Here is a 22,401-nt window from a genome sequence, read left to right as displayed (position 1 = left end):
GATATCAGTTTAAAGAGATAGACGGGTGGTTATCTCGATCTCGCTTTATGACTACTCCCACTCAATCGTCGTTGGGGCTAAGATGTAGTTTTAAGATTATTATCAAAACAGAAAAATGCATTCAAATCATGTAATTTTTTGTCCTCAATTGTAGATGGTGACTCCCATTTATATGTCTATGTCATCAATTTAAAAAGAAAAACATAGGGAGATTTTAGTCTTCCTATGTTTTCATCCATATTATTGATCTGTTTGTTCTTGCTTCTTTTTCAAATACGCCGCACGTATTTTCTCAAGTTGCTGCTTTTTATCAAATTTGGCTGGCTTGTTTTTTTCATGATACTTTGCCACAGCCACCTTACCTTTAGTATCCAATTGATATTTCCCCACTTTGGTTCACCTACTTTTCCTGCCTTTAAAGAAATCTATTCAACAAATATAGTATACCTTATTTTGCTGATGTAAACCTTTTTCCTATATTGTTGTACCGCTTAACTTTAAATTCAGTAAAAGCTTAGTAAATAATTCATAGCCAAATGTATTTAAAATATCTGTATCCGCACACATTTTAGATGTAGATACCTTTATTTTTATTTGTGACGTGAAGCATATAATTTCAATTAATAAACAATAAACTTTCCAGACTCAGAGCCATAAGGGTTTAAGGTACTTTATAAAAGGTTAATTTATAATAAATAGCCATAATTATTTATCTAAGCTATAAATTCGATGATCCTTATCCCAGTAAACAATATTTATTAATATATATTAGATGTGTAAGTTTTAGCAATATTTCAAAAGACTGTAATAACTTCGCCCACTTACCTATAACTTAATTTCATTAATACAAGTGGAATGATAGATATGGATCTTGAGGTTTTCTAATGGTCCGTAATGCGAATTATCTCTAATGCCATCCGATTGTAATTAAATCATCATGAAAAAATTCAATAACAAATTTAGGATTACTGGAAAAGACGTATCGATCCCCTCTATACCAAGCTATATCTTCTAAGTTTTGCAAAATGTTCTTTATATCTGTTCTAAGCCAATAAGCATTGTCACTAAAAAAGAAATAAACTGGTATATCAGTTAACAAACCCTGGTCTTTTAAAATTAATTCAATTTTATTAAAATCATCGACTGGTAGTTCGATTTTTTTATCTACTTTTTCCCAATGGATTCTACTAGCCCAAAATTCAACAGGAAAAGATTGGCTAAATTCTTCTTTAACTTTTAACAACTCTTCTAGATCGACAACTTCTAAATCTGATTTATTAGAGAAAGGCTCCATTAATAAGGAAATCTCTGCTTTTTTATCATCTTCTATAGCTTTTTGTTTTTGCTTTTCTAATAAGGACTTTAATTTGTTTTTACGTTCTTCTGCATTCACAGATATATTCTTCCTATCATCTTTTTTTGTTGTAGCTATCTATAATAGCCTTATATTGTTTTTGAGTGCACTTAAAAGGAATCGCTATTTTGTATGGCTTTTTCTTACCAATAATAATATTAATATGATATCCTTTTTTATCATCCCAATCTACTAGCCATTCCCAATTTCCATTTATATCTTTACGACCTTGCACTTTGTTATAAGCATAGGATTTGGGTAGTCTTCCGTAACTTGGTTTACTTTTTGAAAGTTTAGCTTTCCCCTCTTTCTCCAGTATTTTGAAATCGAGATTTCTTGCAACTTCGAATTATTTTATAAGGGTGGCATGTACGCATTTAAAACGTTAAGCACAAAGAAGTTCCAAAATGAAATTTTGGGACGAAATAAAACACTTAAACGTTGTCATACCAATGTATTAAGTGTTTTTCTATATTTTATTCATATACACCTTGTATGCACTATCCAGTTAGACGGAAAATCGATTCCAGCTATGTAGGAATAATTGATGGAAGAAGGATTAACCAAACTCTCTGCATTTCGCCGATATATCACTGAACTGCGAAAGCAGAAATAAACAACATCACCCCCTTATCCTTCAAATTTCAAGAAATCAATGTACTTCCTATGCTTGGAGAGACATTCAATCTCTATTTTATGAATTATTTTATTAAATAGTCAGGAGAAAATTTCAATCTGTATTTTTTATCTTTTTGCTCATTTTTTCTATCAAGTTCCCTGTTAATAAACTCCATATGCCAATAAAGCTTCTGATATATCCTTTCATTTCTATAAAGTAAATTGTTTTCTTGTATCATTTCAAATCCACTTGAAAGCATTTCCCCATAAAAATGGCACATTGATAGGTAATTTAAAAAATATACTCCATCAAAGTCTTTTCTTATAAAATCAGATAACTCGTCATTTTTCTGTACTTCATTAACAACAGTAGAATCTAATACTATTCTTGGATAAATAGCTATATTACTTTCTAAATCGTAGGTTTTTAATAATGCTTGACCCCAGACCATAATATCATCAACGAATAACTGACCGACTGCTATCCCTCCCCTTAAAAGCCACCCAACCGAGTCTGAAGCAGCAAGTGCTTGAAAGTGTGCAACACAATAAATTAATGTCTTAACCTCTAATTTGCGTTTGTCGTTATCCTTAGATAATTTTCTACTAATCAAAATATTATCCGAAAAAATTTTAAAATTTATTTCCTTATTTTCTTCCCACTCTATCATTCTTGTTGTATCAATGGAGTGAGTATATAAGTTATACAATTTATTCATGGCTAATTGTTGCTCTTTATTACCTTTATTCATTTCTGATTTTATTCCCACTAAATCAATATAAGCTACTATATATTCTTCAGTTTCTCTGTTGTAAAGATCCGTATTACCATTTACTAGCATATTTAATCCCACCTATTCTTTTTTTATATGGAGAATGTAATGGCGAACCAACCATCTAAAACATTATTATATCAATGATTACTGGGGCAATTGATTTTTCTAACTTCGCTTTTGACTAAGTTAGTAAAATTTCTTTATATGGAACTATCTCTAAAGAGCGTCATAAATTATCTATCAAGCCCTTTTAATGTCTTTAAAAAATCCCTTCTAACATTGTTTCATCTGTCTTTGAAGCAATAATTGCTTTCATATATTCTTCGCTACCCAAATCCATATACTCCTACATAAAATCTTTACTTAAAGCATACAAGTAAATAAACAAACGTATTGTTCGACCATTTCCTTCTCTAAAAGGATGAAGTAGATTGAATTCAGCTTTATAGTATGCTAGTTTTTTTTGCAGCTTCCTCAAGTGTTCCTCAAGTTCCTTCCTCTTGCAACTTAGATAAAATTCCTGTAGTTAAAATAAACCTCTTTTGACAAAAAAAGTACTTCCTTTTACTAACTGTACATCTCGAATTTTACAAGCAAACTTGTATATATCTTAAAATAAATAGTGTTATACATTTAAGTGTGAATCAAAATCAAATTGTTGAATTGTATATTTCCCTTGCTAAAGATCTAAAGACCTTACTGTAAAAGCCAATTGTTCAGCCTGTTCTATATCATAAAAATTATCAAATGCTATATGGCATTGTTTAAGCAAGTACGTTCATCTTCTCCAAAATTATATTTTTCCAAACTGAATCACTTCTTTAATCATTTTTGGTGATAATATTTTTCCATAGTTTACCATTTCAATTGCCTTCAATGTAAGCCGTTTATCAACTTGAAAATTTTCTAATGTTTAATTTTTTTCAACACGTTTGTACTCCTGCGATTCCAAATGAAATTTCTTCATGCAAGTTCCTTCTACCATTTTTAGTAAAAAGTATTGATCACTACACTAATATCAATTATTTCAGCACTTCTTGGATTTTTGACTTCAATTAATAAAGTATATGGTGTAGAGACAATTTATACACTAGAACACTAAATATACAACATCTATATCCATTCTTTCACTAAGCTATAATCTCTCGCCAGTTCTTCATTCATCACAACTACATGACTTCCCCAAATTTTACGATGGTATAGTAAATGTTTTGAAAAGGCATCTTGAAGTGGTGGCAACCATTCCATTCGATGCCCTTTAATGATTAAAATAAATTTAAACACAGCTTGCTCTTTATTCATCTCTAAAAAATTTGTAGGGATTGCCTCATCATGATATCTTCGCAAAATAGCCGTTAAAAACATATTGAAGGCGTGAACAAATTTATCTGATACATCCTTTATAAAGGTATCGAATTTTTCTTGATTGTCCTTTGTGGGCTGTGGCGAACTTGATTTCGCTTCAATAAAAGCAAATTCCTGTTCCTTTAACGAAACAACAAATTCAACTGATTTAATGCCCTCACCAATTTCAGTATGCAACTGAGAATTTTCAATAGGAAAAATTTGATCTTCTTCAAATTCAAATAACATGTTAGATTCTCTGACCTGTATCATGATTCCATCTCCATCTTGACTTCATCTTTATAGAGTTGAATAAATGTATCTCGAATTGTATTTCTCTCTAAATTTTTGAATTTTTCATTGCTTTCACATTTCACACCACGCTCTGTCTTATAGAGCGAATGAAATTTAACTGTGCCTTCAGTCCTTGCTTTGATATCAAAATATTTACATAATGTATAATCATGTGTGGAGATAAAGATTTGTACGCCACCGTTTTGTAATTCTAATAGCATATCTACAAGTAGAGGAATATGCACCGGATTAATATTTGCCTCAGGCTCATCCCAAAATAAAATAGATCCTTTTTCTAGGGTCCCATTCTTCATTAATTGCCAAAGTAAAGCAATTTTACGAATCCCCTCAGCCACCAAATTAAACTCTACTTTCGATTGACCATATTTTAAATAAAACTTATCTTTTGGCACATCAAAGAATACTTTGCCTTCGATAATTTTTTCAAGTCGTTCAAGTTGTTTCTTTTTACCCTGTGCATTCCGTCCAACTGAAATATCCACTTTTGCAGAATGTATAATATCAATATACGTATCATCGAAATCAACATTATTTTTTTCATTTGCCGAAATGATATTATACGAATTCGATAAAATTTCTTTTGCGGGAATAAAGGTACTCTCGATGTTACTTAATGTTTTTTCCCAGTTTTCTTCATTCTTCACTTCTGCATCCCATTTAGTTGTTCTCGTACTGAAGTTTATTGATAATGTTTTAAGCACTTCCTCTTTTTTGGCATAAATTTTCACACTTGAACTAGTTGTCCCATGTCGTTTATGAACGAGTCTTCCAATTTTAAAATCATCTGGTCTAAACGTATTTACGATTTTTTGTGAAAATGAAATTCTTGGATCTGCCGCCTTACAAGCAGAATAGATTAGCTTCATTAAATGTGTCTTTCCTGTACCATTGTCACCGATAAATAAATTAATTCCTTCACAAAATTCAATATCTAACTGCTCAAAAACGGTAAAATTACTCAATTGAATTTTTTGAATAGTCATACTCACAACCCCTTTCATGCAATCACTTGCTATTAGAAAAAACGCCAAACCTCTTATTTATCAAGAAGTTTGACGTTCATCAAAACCACCTTTTTTGAAACACTATATGAAATTTTATCCATCATCACCGATAGCGAGGTTACGGCTGCATTGATAATGGATGATTTCCCCACATCATTAGCTCCAACTATTACAGCACTTTACCATTTAATTTTAAGGTTAAATCTTCAAAGTCTCTAAAATTCCAAGACATTTTTCATTAGTAGATTCACCTCTAGCTAAAGGACATTTTCATGATACGCTATACCAATTATACATACATTAGTGATTTACATTTCTTTAAAATATTATACCATTTTCAACTTTTAACTTACAAAATATGAAATCTATCTATATCTGGATTATTAACATTTTAAAATGAATTAAATATGAGAGTATACATAAATGCTTCACCAATATATACTTGATTGTATATTTCATTACATTCCCCATAAATTAAATTTCTCGATAAATAGATTGCATATTAACAAAGCACTTTCACGAGGGAAAAATAATAAGCTGTATGTTAAATCCACAAAAACAGGCGTTGCTCGCACGTTTAAAATGGACGATAAAACAATGGCTATTTAGAGTGAAAAAAAAAACAGAAGAGGGATTATTTAGTAACAGGCTTTAACACAATGCAGACAAAGCAGCTTGTATTTAGCAAAGAGAAGAATGCATATTTACAGCCAACAAAAACTCGTAAATGGATGATTTTACATGTGCAAAAGAAATATCAGCTTGAAACAATTACTACACATGGCTTACGTCATACACATTGCTCCTTATTATTCGAAGCGGGTGCTAGCTTGAAGGAAGTACAGAATCGTTAGGACATAATGATGTGCAAACAACCATGAACATCTATGCACATGGTTACGCAAAAGGCGAAAGAAGAGGCAATATTAAAGTTCGCTGACTATATTAATATGTAACATAATTGACTACATTCGATTGAACAATGAAGTCACATGATATAGAAAAAACGTCAAAATCCTTATTTATCAAGGATTTTGACGTTCATTGAAATCATTTGATTTCATAAAATGGAGACGGCGGGTGTTAAGTATACAAAACAGACAAACCTTATTATATTAACGTTTGAGAGGCTTTTTTGATGGTGAAGAATAGCTCTTACAAAGGAATTAATAAGGTTTGCTAAAAACGCTTACGGAGACTATAACATTATAATAATAAATAATGCGGTTTTAATATTTTTTTATAATCATTACTACTAATTATTTCTGACTCATAGTAATCATATGTTTTATCAATAGAGTATATAATATCTTTAATGGTAACATTAGGATTTCGTAAAGTATAATGAATTATTGTAGATAAAAGACCATTTAGATACTTTTCCAATAAATCAGTAAAATATTGCAAATTAAAACTTTCCTGATTATGAGTGTGTGTTAATATATTTCGATGTCTATATATTCTACGTATATTTTGCTGAACAAGTAATTTTTCCTTTAATAAGTATTCTTTTATACTTTGGTTATCCTTCACATTTTCTTGAAAAACATAAATTTTAGCAGCTAATATTATATTCTCATCGATGATTACTTTCTTTTCTGCTTCTTTCATTTCTTTTATAGCTGTCAATAAAAGTTCAGGGTTATATTTATTAATTTCCCCACTTTGTGAAATCCCCACATTTTTCAATGATGCAATTTTCTCATTATAGCCATACTGAACCAATTCCTGCCAAATCTCATTTAAATCTCTTTTTAAAATATACATTAAGTGTGACTTACTTGTTATAGTAACCACCTTATTTATAATTGAACGCATATTTAAATCTACACAGATTTTTTCAATACAAGACCACAAAATTACTAGTTTATTCTCTAAAGTCATTTCAGAGGCATTTTTTATCAAATCCAATAAGTTATATATAGTTCTAAATGAAGTATAGTTATTATTTTCTTGATAATAAGAAATTACGTAGTGTTTATAAAATTCTTCAATGTCATTAATACTTCTATTTTTATGTATAGAAACATACTTTGAACTACCAATAGAAACATTTAACCGCTTATAATTAGTTGGGCTATCTTCTAGAAATGTAAAAGCTGTATTATGAATAATATTTTTTTTCCTTTGCCCAGTTCGGCTCATTAATCCTTTTAAGTTTACTTCTAAACTTCTAACAGCCTTTCTAATCCTTGTTTGATAATCAGCACCATTTAAATTATATGTTTCAAAGATATAAAGACTTCCTTTAAAATTATATTTGGACTTATTATCTTTCTTTAAAAAGTACTCTTCTAAAGAATCTTTATATAATTGAGCAAATTGCGAATTAGTGAACTCCCATTTTTCATTAAAAATTTTATATAGCTTAATATTTTCTACTATCAGTACTTCTTTATCCTCTAACTCCTTAGGGACCTCTGCATTTATTAGACATAAAGGATATTTTTTATCTTTACTCTCATCATAAATATTTTGTATTTCTTTGCAAACTTTATTTTTATTGTCAGAGTGTTTGATAATAACACGAATTTTTTCGTATGAAAAATTATGATATATTATCTCTTGAAGTAGATTATCTACCAGCTTAAAAATATCTTCAAAATCTATACGTTTATTCTTTTCCAACATTTCATTTAAATTCCCAAAATAATTTACAGTGCGCTTCTTGTGAAATGTTGTAAATACAATTTTTATCATTTCATAATCTAAATTGCAATTTTGAAGCATCGCTTTTATCACTTTTAAATCATCCGTATAAAAATTTCTATATTTCAAATATGGGGAATTATCTATTTCAAACAATATATCTTCAAGATAATCCTCTCTTGCTCTTTGTAATAACTTTATCGTTTCTTTTGTAGCATTGTCTAAATCAATTTCCAAGTTTAAGTATTCTTCTATTAACATAAAAAAACTATCAAATTTCAGATCATCTTTTGTTTCTAATTTTGACTCAAGTAATTCAATGAACAACGTTGTATGTAATGACATTAATTTTCCCCTTCCCTTGACAAATATAATGTATTTTATTATTATTAATACATATAATAACAACACAAATCCAAAAGGTGAAGTAAGTACTTAAATCTCAGTATTAATTACTGTTTTAACTCTTACTCCACCTTTTTTATTTATATCCATTTACGATTGTCCTTCAAGAATATTTATAAATAAATTAACTACTAACTTTTTCGACGTCACAGGATCATTCGTATAATTATACTCGGCTGATATGCTTACATAGTTTTGATAAATCGTTTATTGTTTGTCTAATATTTCTCACTGACCAGTAAATATTGTTTATTTGATTGCCATCAAGTGGCTATTTATAGCTTTTCATCATATCTTATCCATTTATTCGTCCAGAACGGAAATTTCTACATTTTCCAAATTTAACAAAGTATTCCCTTATGCTTTGCTATTAATATTTACGCATCCTCTATAGTAGAAAGACAGAGGCAATATTAAGAAAGTCGCTCGAATCGAGCAAGATCTTTATTTAGGTCATATTATGCTAAAACGCCAAAATCCTTGAAACTACGGATTTTGACGTAAAATGAAACTAAATATATTTAGCACTATGGAGATGGTGGATATCCCCCCTACCTGTATTATTAACTATTACAGTTCATAAAATGTTGCAATAAATTCATCAAACGATTCAGCAATATTTTCAATCTGTTGATTTTCAACATTCCAAAAAACAATCGTTACTTCTAATGTTAATGAATCAAAATAGAAGCATATAAAATTACCAAATTGATCTACCATAAAAGGAATTACATCAGCAGGTAATTGTTTTTTTAACACTGAATAAATATCCCAAATATTTTCTTTGTGTTCAGTATCAAATGATAATAAACATTTTGCAATACGCTCTTTACTTTTATTCGTATTAAATACATTCGGTCTTGGGCGTCCTAAATTATATTCTTGGACTATTTCAACATAACTAGTAGGAAATTTAACATTATATTTTTGCTCAAATTCATTGATTAATTCTAAATTTATTAATGGCTTAGCTAAAACCCAATTCATATTTTGCCCCTCCAATTTTAACGATTGTCACTACCTCCACCCCATACAGAACGTCCACCTGTGTGACCAGTCTGCGCATGGGCTGTTGTATCTACTAACTGAAGAGTTCCTGGTTCTTCTGAATGATGCCATACATACCCTTCAGGTGTATCGCCAGCTTCGATTTGTTCTAATTGTTCATCAGTAAATTGTTCTCTTAACTCTGGGTTACTTTCAATAGCTTCTTTTAATTGACTATTTGCTTCTTTAAACTGTTTCGCATCAGATTCATTGTACTGTGTTTCATCTAATTGAGCATCAAATTTGGAGTCAAATTTAGGAAATACCCCCTCAACTTGTGATCCATCAGGTAACTCAACCGTTTTCTTTTCGAATTCGACACCTGAAATAGGATGGCAATCACCATCTAATGATTCATTTCTACAAATAATATATCTAGATTCCCCAGAACTTTCTGCATTTGAATTCCATTCAGTTCTTTCGGTAGTAGATGTAGGTAAGTCTTTGACATCCTCCACTTTTGGAATCTCTTGTATACTTGCAACTTCTGATAAAGAGGCTCCTATTATTGACATTATATAATTACACCTTCCTTTTTATGGTCGAACCATTTTATATAGTATTCAACAAAGGATGAATTTAATTTACAATAATAAAGCATTAGACATTCTTGTATCAGGTCTTTAAATTCATGATGTCCCACATACATTGATAATGCTTTTTGGAATTTTTTATTAAACTCATCGATAGAATAAGCGGTATTTGCAAATGCTATTACTTCTTGTAACGGTATGTAGCTAGCAAAGAATTCGCCCAAAAGGGCTTCGTTCCCTTTCTTTAAAATGGATAATTCTTCATTATCAATTATTTCAGTTAAGATTTGCTGTTTTAAAAACGTACTTAATTTATTATTTATCAGCAGTTTTGATGACATTTCTTTTGCATTAAAACTATTAGTTACAATATTAGTTATTATCTCTGCCGCATGTTCCCTATTTTCTTTTAAATAATTAACCATATTAAATTCGTAACTATATGGTTTTTCATTATTAAACGCATGTACTTTACATAGCACAGGTTCTAACCAGTTATTTTGATAAATAGCTGCAACCCCAGTTTCAAGTTTAGTAACTTCATTGTATTGAAGATTATTTAAAGCTGCCGCTGCCCCTACTAAAACTCGATCTGCTTCATCTGGTAATCTTAATATAATTTTAGTATTAGTATTACGAATTGCTGACGGATCCAGTAAATTAGGCGATTGATCAACAATAATAAATCCTTCACCGTAAGTACGCATTTCAGCTATTCCGTTTGTAATCATTTCTACTGATTTACCTTGCATATTAGCACCTTCACCTGCTTGTGTATCAGAAGTTCTACGTAATAAATGATGTGCCTCTTCTAACACAGTTACATGTTTTAAAGGTGTATTCATAGTTGATGCTGATGCAATACGATGCTCTTGTAAACGCATGAACAAAATACCCATAACTATAGATTTTGTTTCAGCAGATCCAATTAAACTTAAATCGACAATACAATTTTCATCGAATAATAATTCATTTTCAATTTCATTATCAACAAATACATTACTTAAAATGCCTGTAGTTAATGATTTTACTCGCGTTACGAGTGCGCCGACATAGTTACTTTTAACTTCTTCTGAATAACCCGATTTTTCGATAACATCGGGTAACACTTCTGCTAACAATTTCATTGTTGGATATTGAGGTACACTATTGAAGTTTATTGATGACTCAAGTTGCCAACCCGTTTTACGATAAACTTCCTCTACCGCTTCTTTTAAAATAGCAGGCATCGCCGCATACATCGGCCAACATGCATTAAAAATTTCAATTAGCCTTTCAATATGTTCAAGTACATGAATCTCAGGACGGAAATAAAATGGATTAATACGTAAAACTTCTGTTTGTTTTGGATTTGTACCGAATACATTTACGTTTTCATAACCACCAAATACATATTTATATTCCCCTTTTGCTGGCTCAATAACTAAAAATTTCACTTGCTGCTTCAATAAAGAGTCTAACAATTTATAGACCGTATTTGATTTACCAGAACCTGTTGAACCTGTAATAAATGTATGCATCGCTAAGCTTTTAACATCTAGATCAACCGTGGTTTCCTCGGTTTCACCCATGTGATAAATATTACCAAGTTCGATACTTTTTCCTTTTTCTAGCCCAGTTAAGTAAGATACATTCCGACCAAACTCAGCCATTTCTACAACTGGTAACCCGTTTATTGACTTGCGAGGTAAACCACAAGCAATAGATAATTCTCTTGTATTAATTAATGAACTAGGGGTAATAGAACTTAAACCCGCTTCATTTACTTGGAATTTTGGATGTTGTAGTTTTTTTAAAGATTCTCTTACTGGTACATTATAAATATGCTCACTATTCCAAATATTAATAGCCGCGCCTTCGATTGCGGATTCATTCCCACGAATAATTGATTGATAATTAGTAGCTGCTACAGTTGCCGTTTGCTCGTCGTCTGCTAAGAAATAGGCCGCATAATGCCATAAACCTAAATCAGCTGCGCTATTTAATCTATCTAAATGTAAATCAATTTTATCCAATAGTTCTGTCACACGCTTATCTTCAACATGTACTTGTATTGTTTGAGACGAACCCTCAGTATTAGTTGTGCTATTTGAAATGTTTTTTGACGTAGCATTCGAGCTTCCACGTGTTGTTGTAGTCCCTTTAGAGTCAGCAAATGCTTTAGAACGATTAACTCCTACCGTTTTACTAGAGTTTTGACTTCTGTTAGCACCAATCCCCATAGGTGCGAAGGATCCACCTGTACTACTACCTTTAGTTTTAGATTCATTCGTACCATGAGTATCTGTATTAGTATAACTTTGTGTTTGGCCAATGCTTTCATTTATCGTTTCAGTTATACCTTCGCTTAGACTCTCTGCCAATGCTTGGCTTTCATTTTTCCCAACTGTATAATCAACTTTCTGAAACTTGGATAATGAAGAAAACATATTTTCATAGCCTTGTTTAATAATTAACGCTTGATCATTGGATACTGCATCAGCAATTAAAATTGTTGAAAATTTTTCACCATGCATAGCATTAATAAATTTTTCAAGTCCCTGTACATACATTGTCTTCTCTGTATCTTTAAATGCTGGGATTCCTGATACACTTGCTACTGTTCGACGTAGTCTTTCCTTTTTACCCGTTATTACAGAATTAATTATATCCGTATACTGCGTATTTGAAATTTTTGAAAGCTTAGTACCTGGGAAATTTCCCTTCATACTTTTTATTAAGCTTTCTTGAGCAGTTGAAATTTGATTTGAGCGTGTACCTACATAAAATTTCACTTCACTACCATCACTATCAATAATTAACACTAGGGAATTGCTTAAATTCCCTAAAGTGTTATATACATTAACTAGTTTTTCGGTAATATCCTCTGTTTTATCATAAACAATTTTTTCAATTTCAAATAATCGAATTTGTCTTAACGATTCAGTTTGTGAAATCATCGTTGAATCTGATAAAGGAATAATACTATATTGTGTTAAATTATGAAGGTAGGATTTTTCCATTAATTGAACTGCATTTTGTAGAGCAGGCTCAACTTGCTCCTTTAATTGTGTAATTTCATTCATTTTAATCCTCCCATTGAAGAATAGAATTTATTGCTGATTTACTCTCAATATTGTTTTCTGAAACAACCATATTTTTCTTTCTTGAATCAAATTCATTTTGAATCCGGTCAAAATCATACTGTAAATTTGTATACGCTTTTTGCAACTTATCGTTTTCCACTTTTGTAGTAGCAACAATTGCTTCCAATGATTTTATTTGTTTTTTCAAACAATCTGTTTCAAATTTTAAATCATCATTTTCTAGCTTCTGTTTTTCCATTTCATATTGTAGCAATTTATATTTTTGCAAATCAGAATCAGTTAAAAATCTTCCTCCGACCATAATACATACTAAATCTACAATTTTTTGTGGAGGTAATTTCCCCTTTTCTAAAAATACATCCCAATACTCTTCAAAAACTTGCCTAATTCCTTTTGTCTTTAATCGTTCTTGATCATTTTGATTAAAACTGCTACTAGAACTATTACTGCTACCCCCACTAGCCCCGCCAGTAGCGTTCGGTTCTTTTTTTCGCTAGTACCATCATTATCTGTTTCTTGATTTTGTTTAATAGTTACTTTTTGTTGTGTTTGCTTTTCTTCAATTAAGACAGGGAACGCTACTTTACCAACTTCTAACATGTGCATAAAACGCTCTTTTGAAAAGTTCATACGTAAATCTACTTGTAATTCTACAAAATAATCTTGAGTCCATTCAGTACGGTTAGTGTTAAATGTAGCATCATCATGTTGTTCCCAAATTGGTAAGTTTTTTTGTTCGATTTTTTTTAATGCTGTCTTCATACTGTTTTCAGAATCATTTGGATTTACAGTAATATTTGCTTTCAAAAACTTTTGAATATCTTCAATATTATTTGTTTCAATAGCATGTAATAATTTACTCACAAAAAGCCACTTCCTTTTCTTTTAATTCTAATACGTTATCAAGTTTATAAATAAATGCTTCTAACCATTCACGTTTGACATAATGCTCTCTCAATTGTTCATCTAAATTTTCTGTTTCACTTGCTAAATCCTTTATTTCATTTATTCTAGCTTGCATAATTTTTTCTAAACGAGATATTTCTGATATAAAGAATTGCTTCAATTTTTTCAATTCACTTTCAGTAAATTGAACTGCATCCTTTATATTCTTTTCAATTGCATCCTCGATTGGGTCCATTGTGTTTATCCCTATCGCTTCTAAATCTACAAACTCAATATCTTCATAAACGTTTTCTTCCACATATTTCGGTCTCCAGAATGTGTACCATTTCCGATCTGAATTTGATACTGTTCGAGTTCCTACTACAATCCTCTCATTAGTTGAATAACGATCAATTAAATTCTCAACATTAATTTCTCCCGATGTGAAAGCTTTATTCCAATTTGATAATTTAATAGAATTAGATTCAAAGCTTGTAATACCTTCGATATAGGATTGATATTCGGACACATAAGACTCCGCTTTTTGACGTAGAGCTAGACTAATGTTTTTTTCTAAGTCTGTTACTAACTCATCTTGTAACATCAGAACATCAGACTGAACCTTACTTAAAATACGTTCTGCCTCAAATTTTTTAACTTTACCTTTTAGCTTGTTTGGAATATCAGTTAATTTTTTAAATGTTTTTTTATTAACATCAGAAAAGAAATTACTCATGTTAACATCCATATTTTCAATTTTAGACTTAAACTCAGCTGCCTTATCCCCTTTTTCAAGTTCAGCATTAATCGATTCCATAATCATTTTAATTTCCTCACGTTGTTGTGAGTCTTCCAAGATGGCATGCTCGAGTTTATTTTGCATATCTTCTTGTTCCACAATACGTTGGAATGTATTAACCGCATTTGTAATTTTCGAAGTTACTGCATATTTTTCTAAGTACTCATTAATCGCTGCCTCAATACTTGTAATACCTGTGTAATGTAATGCTTGAATATGTTCATCCCGTGTATTCTCAACAGCTTCTTCAATAGCCCTATTTAAAGAAGGACTAATTGGAGCATACTGATTTAAGTGCATTGAAGGCTCTTCAATAAATAAATCAACATTAATTAAATCTGCTTTTTCAGATCTCGTAAGTTTTAAACCGTTTTGTTGCTTACGGATAACCTTGGCAACTTGAGACGACACTGGATAAATATTTGGATTTTCAATATTTTGTTGCTCTAAATAGTCTCTTACATTTTCGATAGCGCCAGCAATACTTTCACCTTTTTCAGGATCAAAAGCGTCAGCTTTATTCATTGCAAAAATAAAACGGTCTTTAGATTGCTTACCTCCAACCGCCATTGCTTCAGCCACGATATTTAATAAAGCTAAGTCATCGTCTGTTCTTAACTGAGTAGCATTCAGCACGTAAAGTACCATTGGTTTATCATCGCTTTTAATAACGGACAATGTATGTTGTCTATGTGATGCATCCATCGAGTTATTTGGACCTGGCGTGTCTACTAATACTAGATTCATTTTGCCAGATTTTATTGTTGGAATATTCCCCTCAATTTCAATCAAATGAATTTCTCGATCATCATTAAATGCTGTAAAATCTTCTACCGAAGCATTAGTAATTGTTTTGAAAACTTCGCCGTTTTTATCATAGGCAATTGCTGAGTAATTTGTAATATTAGGATTATTTTTAATGCGTGATACTTTAGCAGTACAAGCTTCATTTTTTGAAGGCATTAGTTCTTGTCCTAAAATAGCATTAATCAATGTTGATTTACCTGAACTCATCGTAGCTATTACAGCAATTTCAAATTCACTATTTAAAGCTTTTTGGAAGTTATGTTCAATACGTTCATCGCGTAATTGTTCGAATGGACCAACCTTCATCATTTGAACCAGCTCTTCAAGACTGCTAAATTTATCATCAATTTCTTCAACTTGTATATGAGTTAAAGTTACATTTGGATAAAATGAAGAGTATAGTTGAATGTCTTCAAAATCAGGCATCGTACCAATAAATTCAAAATCAAAAATATCGTCATTTATTTCATCCACTAACATTGGGAATAGTATTTCAATCCAAACTTGTAAACGCTCATTTTTATAAGCTGAAAACTTTGTACTATCCATTAAGTTTTCATTATCCACATATAATTGAGTCTCGACTTTATATGGGTTATATTTCATTGTTACCTTCATTTTTTCACCTCAAATTATATTTAATAACTCTGGTATTCCAGAATTATTCCATAGTTCATTTTCTATTTTTGATTTACTAGGTTTCTTAACAAAATTATTGATATTGTACGAGGCTAGGTTTTCTTCTAATAAAATACTTAATCGTTTATAATCTGTTGACTCTTTTCTTGTTAGCTCATAGTTATTAATTGTCTTTATCGCTAACAAAGCACTTAATGATGAAACAAAGTAAATTTCTGGATTTTCAAATCCATTTTTCTGTAGATATGCATTGACATTTTTTGAAACCAAATTTAAATTTTCTTCCTCAGTATCATCAATTTCATCAGATTTATTTACGACAAATACCAATTTAGACTTTGCACACTTGTCTTTCACGAAGCTTAATAAATTACAATCATCTTCTGTACCAAGTTGAGTAGCATTTAAAATATAAAAAACTTTTCTATAATCTGTTTTACTTAAAGCTTTTTGCATCATTTCACGATGTGACTTATCCATTGAATTATTTGGCCCTGGTGTATCAATAATTCCAAAGCTTTTTTTCTTGCCTGAACGGAGTGGACCTTCTATAAAAATTTCATCTATTCTCAAACTTTCATTCCATTCTTCAATCTGCTTATAATCTAATCTCTTTCGCAAGGTAGGTTTTTTGGATCTCTTATTTTTATATAGAAATTCATCTCTTACTGGATTAGCATAATAAGAAATAATCTTAGCTGTACATGCTTCATTTTTTGAAGGGAATAGTTCGAACCCTATAAGACTATTTAAAAATGTAGATTTACCTGAACTCATTGTTCCTATTGCTAAATATTTATCGACATCTTTATCATTTAAAATGATTGATTGTTCTAAATTCATTGTGCTAGCCATTATCTAACATCCAATCTTTAAAATAATTTCTTTATTGCTTACGCCGAAGTGTTTACTACTGCTAAATTGACAGTGAATACTTATTTAGAAGTAATTTTGTACAGTTTATTGATTGCATGAAAATCATTTATTATATCTTCTCTTACACTCTTAGGTTCTAATAATTCTACGTTTCTTCCCTGACTCAACAACCACATCTTTATCCCCTTACCAAAAACTTCTGCTTCAAAAATTAAACCATCGTTTAGCTTTTCTACAACTTTTGCTGTTGGTAATCGGTCAACAACGGCTTGCGGTGAAGGACCAGTGAATTTGAACTTTACATTTATAAGCTCACCCATATACATAAACTGCACGCGTTTGCGAAATTCCCCTTCTTGGAAACGTTCATGGTACGGCACTTTAAATGAAATAGATGTTTGTTCAAATTTCTCGATTCGATCAATCCGATAAATTGTTGGAAAATCAAATTCTTTATCGACAGGATAAGCAGTCAAGTAAAAATAGTACTCCGAAAAAATAATGCCGACCGGTTTTACCTTTCGCTCACTTGCTTGTTCGTCAAATTCGCGTTTATAGTGCATAATAATGACTTTATTCGCTTGGATTGCTAATGATAGCTGCCACAAAGTATCAAGCAATTCCTTCTTATGAAACAACTCGGCATACAGATGCTTTTCATTCGCCATCATTTTCCTAATCACTGTTTGGTCACTTTTTTTTGCAAGATGCGTTAGTTTATCAATCAAGCTGTCCATCTCACCTTTAGGAAATGCACGTGATTCAATCAGGACTTTTAGTATAGCGAAAATCTCTTCATTTCTTAGCCAACTTGGCGTCCGCGTTTCTAAAACATACGCTTTTTTCGAGCGGTCGTAATCAACATATTCATTGCACTTTTCTAACTCTAGAAAATTACGGATACTCTCAATATCTCGCTGAATCGACTTTCCACTTATTTGGAACCGTGCTGCCTCTTCCTTTTTAATAAGCGTTTCGCCCTTCGTAAGACGCTCATACATCGACAAAATACGATAAATTTGCGACCCCTTATCTTGGCTCATTGCATCACCTCGTTATATCAATCTTACATATGTAGTTGGACATAATATGACCACTCAAATAAATAAAACTATACACCTTTATTATACCAGTATTTTCATTTTTATCATGACATTTTATTCAGTCTCTTAACGTGATATTATACCAGGACCATATAATAAAGTTGCGTGCCACAGACATAATTTAGATACTATTTCAATAACATAAATAAATGCATTTTATTATTTGGATATTCGGTTAGAGGTAATAAATAGGTCATTTAGTGAGACTCTGATGTAAAAAAGCTAATTAAAAGAACGATAAAAGTTCTTGTAGTCAGCTTTGATAATCTCAAAATGATTAGTGTAAATACGGTGGGGGTTAAATGAAACATTTGTAAAAAAAGCGTTCCTATAATCATTATGAATCATACCCTTACATCTAAATAATACTTCAAAATAAGCATTTGCTTCGTTGTGGCATTTTTCTGACCAACTTAAATAACCTTCATTCGGTTTCAAATCTGTAGTAAGATTTTTATGCATTTTGAAGTATGCTATCGAACGATTTCCATCTTCCATAAATGTTCCCTCCAATAAAAATCTACAACTTCTAAGTTTCCATATGATGAATAAAATTTTACAAATTAGCACTAAGGGACTAAATCCCTACAATTTAGGATTTGTTCTTACAGGCTTTATTAAACTAACCTCTACCTCACGACAGTCTCGCACTGGAATAAGATGATGAATTAGATACGGGTATAAAGGAACATGTTTGCTGGTGGGAATTAATCAACTATTTTTTATCCATGTTTAAATTTTCCTCTCCATTAATGTCGCATCAAAGCTTCCTTTTAATCAATCATCTGTAATTATCATATTAGTAATATTTACCTAAATTACCACTCTTTTATAATTTGCTTTTTTCTTGTCCCAATGCTTTTTATTTAATTTATTTCTTAGCATTCCAAGATGCTCTAAATAAGCAGTTTTTCCCTGATAGCGTAAAGTAAAATCAGGAATATAGGTTTTACCACTAACGTCTAATGGTTCTTCATAGTAATATTCAATTTCCATCTTATCGAGTATGTTAGCCACAAATACTTCGGATTTTGTAGTGACCATACTATACTCTATTCAATAATGATATTATTTACTTAATTAATATTGATAGGAGAAGATATTATGACTTCATGTACATGTAAAAATGTATTGAAACTTGAAAAAATCATTGAAGAGAGAATGGATTATTATAAATCTGGCGGTAAATATAATGAACCATCATTAACTGAAGAAATTGTTTATCAGATTCAAAAAAATTGTAGTGATGCTAGATTAATACATTCAACAAGCGAAGCTACTACAGGTGCTGATATAGAATGGTGGATAGAAATCTACCAAGATTGTTATATTGGATTAAACATACAAGCCAAAAAACGGTATAAGGATAGTATTGAATACGATAAAATAGCTCATAAAATTGGAGGACACACTCCACAGATTGATCGCCTAATAAACTATTCAAATACAAGGAGAATGATTCCATTATATTGTTTCTATAACTTTGTAGGTAAAACTATTAAGAATTCATGGACTTTTTCATTTGCAGAAGATATTAAATATATAAAAAGTATTACTACGCAATACAAAGATCCTATATACTTACAAAATAATAACGCTTTATATGAAATGAATTCTTGTTTTTGCGATAATAGTAAAATAAATGACTTTATAAATGGTTCGGGTTATAAGAATGCTGGTTATGAGCGTCCGAATTATCAAGATGTAATTAAAAATGAACATCAATTACCAGTCTATGTGTTAAAGAAACAAAGCAAGGATAATATAAGTACATACTTTCAAGATACTCCGATACCAAAATTTATCTTACTTACAAAGATTAAAGATAAGAATATATAACTTCACAAAAGGAGCACTTCAACCCGAAGTTGCTCTTAATAAGTCTTCATCGTCTAAATAAAAATTTTTTTCTACTTAATTGGTCATTCATTCTTAAACTTCTTCCTTTATTATTTCCCCTAAAAATATATTGAAATACTAAATTTCTCAGCATTAGAATTTTGGCTTTTCGTTGCTCCACAATCTGGCCACATTATGGAATTCAAGTTAAACATAACGCTGTTAATAATTTGTTTAAATAGTTATTATTGAAGTCTTTTCTACAGTACATTTAACCTACCTATACACATTTAAACATTGACTTCCTCCTCATTAATGAATTTCTAACAATAAACAACTTAATTCTGCTTACCAGCAAGCAATATACTTTATTCATTTCATACGTTTAATCAACTAGACTATTTACTTATTAAGGAAATTTGCGAATAAATTAATGAATATACATTTATTAACAATATCTATATAGTATAATGAAAAGCATGAAATTATTCTTAATCTTTAAGAGAGGATTTATAATAATGGAAAATCAGATGAGAAATAAAAAGGGAAATATTAAATGGACAACTGCTGAAAATACAGTTTGTTTTTATGAATTAAAGGATTATATTAATTTTATTAATTCTGGTTCAAAATCAATAAGAAAAAGAGAAAATTATGCTGCAGAACTCATAAATCAATATCCTATCTTTAGTCTTCGTACTCCATCAGCATTGAGACAACACTTCGATTATCTAAATAGAGTATCTATTGATGAATTCTCAAAAGATGCAAAGGAAGATGAAGTTTTTAGAGGAATTCTCCTAATGAACAATTCGTATGTATGTTCTCAAGGAGTAGAAACTCCTGAACCCGAGGAATACGAAGAAGAATTAGTTGATGATTTTGATATCGATGATGATGATAAACAAACAGATGAGTATCATTTTAATCTTTCCGATGAGGAAATATCATCCCTTACCTCTTTTATCGGGCATGGTGATTTTCCTAAAACATTCATTGCCTTTTTAGGAAACGAGGGAGGTTTAGGAAATTCATCACCTAGATATAATATTGACCTTTTATGTAATGAATTTAAGAAAAATAATACAAATTACTTTAATGAAGGGAATTGGAAACTAGGATATTGGACTGTCAACAATTATGATCTAAATAAACGTTCAATTGTACCTAATAGTCCATTTCTCTACTTAACTGCTCGTATTCTATTAGCACTTGAAGATCAAGAATCATCAGTTGATGATTGGTTCAAAAAAGGCGACTCAAAAAAATTAGGTAAAGTTAAAGAATTAATAGCAAGTGGCGGTCTTTACTCCAACAAACCAGGATTAAAAAGTGCATTATTAGATTGGAGGCCATTACCTAGGAGAGATGAAAAGAACTATGATTTTCCTTATCTTAATGTAGATAGTAATTTATATCTAAAAGCATTTAATTTTGAAGGAGGCGCTGAAAACCCATACAATGAATGGGTGAATAAAAGAGTTTCTATTTTTAAAAACGTTCTGAATAAATACCATATTCCATTTTTACTTTCATTTGGAGCAGTTAAATCCAAACTAACACTCTTTAAAAAGATTTGGCCAGAAATTGAATTTAATGAAGTAACTTTGGAAGAAAGTAATAAAACTATTTATGTTTCTAAAGAGAAAGTTAGCTCTAATACTATCGTTATTGCAACAGAATTTTTAGATTATCAAAATTTGGGTTTAATAGGCACCATGGAATTAGTTAAGTTTTTAAAGAAGAATTATATGTAGTCATACCTCACCCTCTAGCAAGCTTTTCCTACTTGCTAGTTTTTATTTTCTAACCCTACCTCCTATGTACCAACGTAAAATTCTGCGATCTTTTCTTATTATAATTTATTTTATAATTTTTAACTCTTAGTGAAAATTTCAGTCCTATAGCTCAATATACTTTGGATGGTTAACTATATTTAAATACCTATCTTCCCCATACTTCTGTTTAAATGCCTTTTCCATAAAACTATTGTTTGATACACAAACGCATAATCTAACATATTCACCACTTTTCATACTACTCCAATTGCATCTATAATCTCATCTAAAAAACGCTCCTTAGTAAACTTTGAATCTTTCTTCTAATTATACTGTGCATATACAACCGCTAAATTTCACAAGTCTATATGCTATACAACCATATATCTCTGTTGTTAAAGAAGATAACATCCGACGGTTGCCGTTTAAATCATGGCATCTAGTAATAGTTGTATTTATAGGAACAGTAAAGGATGAAATTACACCTTAGTCGGAAGTATTATACTCAATAAATATGAATTATAAGTACTTGTAGATCCGTAAT

At 30.6% G+C, this 22,401-nt stretch carries 19 protein-coding genes and 1 pseudogene; 3 read left to right on the top strand and 17 right to left on the bottom strand.

Features of this window, described 5'->3' with window-relative positions; translation table 11 throughout:
* Window positions 1-240: 240 nt before the first annotated feature.
* The 6 genes and pseudogenes from V1L66_RS05120 to V1L66_RS05095 all read right to left on the bottom strand — a co-directional run bounded on the left by V1L66_RS05120 (window position 241) and on the right by V1L66_RS05095 (window position 5,390).
* Window positions 241-390: a hypothetical protein gene (locus V1L66_RS05120; RefSeq protein ID WP_036078716.1), complete on the bottom strand. Its 150-nt coding sequence runs from the start codon at window positions 388-390 to the stop codon at window positions 241-243.
* A gap of 517 nt (window positions 391-907) precedes the next feature.
* Window positions 908-1,393 (bottom strand): hypothetical protein, encoded by a 486-nt coding sequence (locus tag V1L66_RS05115; protein WP_333003658.1) that lies wholly within the window; start codon window positions 1,391-1,393, stop codon window positions 908-910.
* A gap of 662 nt (window positions 1,394-2,055) precedes the next feature.
* Complete coding sequence (locus tag V1L66_RS05110; RefSeq protein ID WP_333003659.1) at window positions 2,056-2,814, bottom strand: hypothetical protein; 759 nt, start codon at window positions 2,812-2,814, stop codon at window positions 2,056-2,058.
* Window positions 2,815-3,094: 280 nt separating this feature from the next.
* Window positions 3,095-3,232: pseudogene (locus tag V1L66_RS05105) on the bottom strand (Fic family protein); the annotation flags it as partial.
* 629 nt (window positions 3,233-3,861) lie between these two features.
* Window positions 3,862-4,365: a hypothetical protein gene (locus V1L66_RS05100; protein ID WP_016994211.1), complete on the bottom strand. Its 504-nt coding sequence runs from the start codon at window positions 4,363-4,365 to the stop codon at window positions 3,862-3,864.
* Window positions 4,362-5,390, bottom strand: a complete 1,029-nt coding sequence (locus V1L66_RS05095) for an ATP/GTP-binding protein (protein ID WP_016994210.1) — start codon at window positions 5,388-5,390, stop codon at window positions 4,362-4,364. Before V1L66_RS05095 ends, V1L66_RS05100 begins: the two co-directional genes overlap by 4 nt.
* 680 nt (window positions 5,391-6,070) lie before the next feature.
* Between V1L66_RS05095 and V1L66_RS05090 the strand changes: the two genes are divergently transcribed.
* Window positions 6,071-6,265, top strand: a complete 195-nt coding sequence (locus V1L66_RS05090; protein ID WP_333003662.1) for a tyrosine-type recombinase/integrase — start codon at window positions 6,071-6,073, stop codon at window positions 6,263-6,265.
* Between the two features lie 352 nt (window positions 6,266-6,617).
* On the opposite strand, the gene V1L66_RS05085 is transcribed toward V1L66_RS05090, so the two are convergent.
* The 11 genes from V1L66_RS05085 to V1L66_RS05035 form a co-directional block, all read right to left on the bottom strand.
* Window positions 6,618-8,405, bottom strand: a complete 1,788-nt coding sequence (locus V1L66_RS05085) for a hypothetical protein (protein WP_333003664.1) — start codon at window positions 8,403-8,405, stop codon at window positions 6,618-6,620.
* 630 nt (window positions 8,406-9,035) lie between these two features.
* Entirely contained in the window at window positions 9,036-9,452 is a 417-nt protein-coding gene (locus tag V1L66_RS05080; RefSeq protein WP_333003666.1) for an SMI1/KNR4 family protein, read from the bottom strand.
* 17 nt (window positions 9,453-9,469) lie between these two features.
* Complete coding sequence (locus tag V1L66_RS05075) at window positions 9,470-10,027, bottom strand: HNH endonuclease (protein ID WP_333003668.1); 558 nt, start codon at window positions 10,025-10,027, stop codon at window positions 9,470-9,472.
* Entirely contained in the window at window positions 10,027-13,110 is a 3,084-nt protein-coding gene (locus V1L66_RS05070) for a helicase HerA domain-containing protein (RefSeq protein WP_333003670.1), read from the bottom strand. The genes V1L66_RS05075 and V1L66_RS05070 overlap by 1 nt, the downstream gene beginning before the upstream one ends.
* A gap of 1 nt (window position 13,111) precedes the next feature.
* Window positions 13,112-13,432, bottom strand: a complete 321-nt coding sequence (locus tag V1L66_RS05065) for a hypothetical protein (protein WP_333003672.1) — start codon at window positions 13,430-13,432, stop codon at window positions 13,112-13,114.
* A gap of 98 nt (window positions 13,433-13,530) precedes the next feature.
* Window positions 13,531-13,995 carry a hypothetical protein gene (locus V1L66_RS05060; protein WP_333003673.1) on the bottom strand — a complete coding sequence of 155 codons (465 nt, stop codon included), beginning with the start codon at window positions 13,993-13,995 and terminating at the stop codon, window positions 13,531-13,533.
* Window positions 13,988-16,240, bottom strand: coding sequence for a dynamin family protein (locus V1L66_RS05055; RefSeq protein ID WP_333003674.1), 2,253 nt, complete (start codon window positions 16,238-16,240; stop codon window positions 13,988-13,990). The genes V1L66_RS05060 and V1L66_RS05055 overlap by 8 nt, the downstream gene beginning before the upstream one ends.
* A 9-nt stretch (window positions 16,241-16,249) precedes the next feature.
* The gene (locus V1L66_RS05050; protein ID WP_333003675.1) at window positions 16,250-17,116 is read right to left on the bottom strand and encodes a dynamin family protein; all 867 of its coding nucleotides are present in this window, start codon (window positions 17,114-17,116) and stop codon (window positions 16,250-16,252) included.
* 80 nt (window positions 17,117-17,196) lie between these two features.
* Window positions 17,197-18,180 carry a WYL domain-containing protein gene (locus V1L66_RS05045; RefSeq protein WP_333003676.1) on the bottom strand — a complete coding sequence of 328 codons (984 nt, stop codon included), beginning with the start codon at window positions 18,178-18,180 and terminating at the stop codon, window positions 17,197-17,199.
* 282 nt (window positions 18,181-18,462) lie between these two features.
* Window positions 18,463-18,738 carry a hypothetical protein gene (locus V1L66_RS05040; protein ID WP_333003677.1) on the bottom strand — a complete coding sequence of 92 codons (276 nt, stop codon included), beginning with the start codon at window positions 18,736-18,738 and terminating at the stop codon, window positions 18,463-18,465.
* Window positions 18,739-19,053: 315 nt separating this feature from the next.
* Complete coding sequence (locus tag V1L66_RS05035; RefSeq protein WP_333003679.1) at window positions 19,054-19,284, bottom strand: hypothetical protein; 231 nt, start codon at window positions 19,282-19,284, stop codon at window positions 19,054-19,056.
* Between the two features lie 60 nt (window positions 19,285-19,344).
* On the opposite strand from V1L66_RS05035, the gene V1L66_RS05030 reads away from it, so the two are divergent.
* Both V1L66_RS05030 and V1L66_RS05025 read left to right on the top strand, forming a co-directional pair.
* Complete coding sequence (locus V1L66_RS05030; protein ID WP_333003680.1) at window positions 19,345-20,079, top strand: DUF6615 family protein; 735 nt, start codon at window positions 19,345-19,347, stop codon at window positions 20,077-20,079.
* A 518-nt stretch (window positions 20,080-20,597) separates the two neighbouring features.
* The gene (locus tag V1L66_RS05025; RefSeq protein WP_333003681.1) at window positions 20,598-21,836 is read left to right on the top strand and encodes a hypothetical protein; all 1,239 of its coding nucleotides are present in this window, start codon (window positions 20,598-20,600) and stop codon (window positions 21,834-21,836) included.
* The last annotated feature ends 565 nt before the right edge of the window (window positions 21,837-22,401 follow it).

The sequence above is a fragment of the Lysinibacillus sp. IITD104 genome (genome assembly GCF_036698265.2).
Taxonomy (GTDB): Bacteria; Bacillota; Bacilli; order Bacillales_A; family Planococcaceae; genus Lysinibacillus; species Lysinibacillus boronitolerans.
The sequence above is the reverse complement of the archived record's forward strand: the minus strand, read 5'-3'. Positions and strand labels throughout refer to the sequence as shown.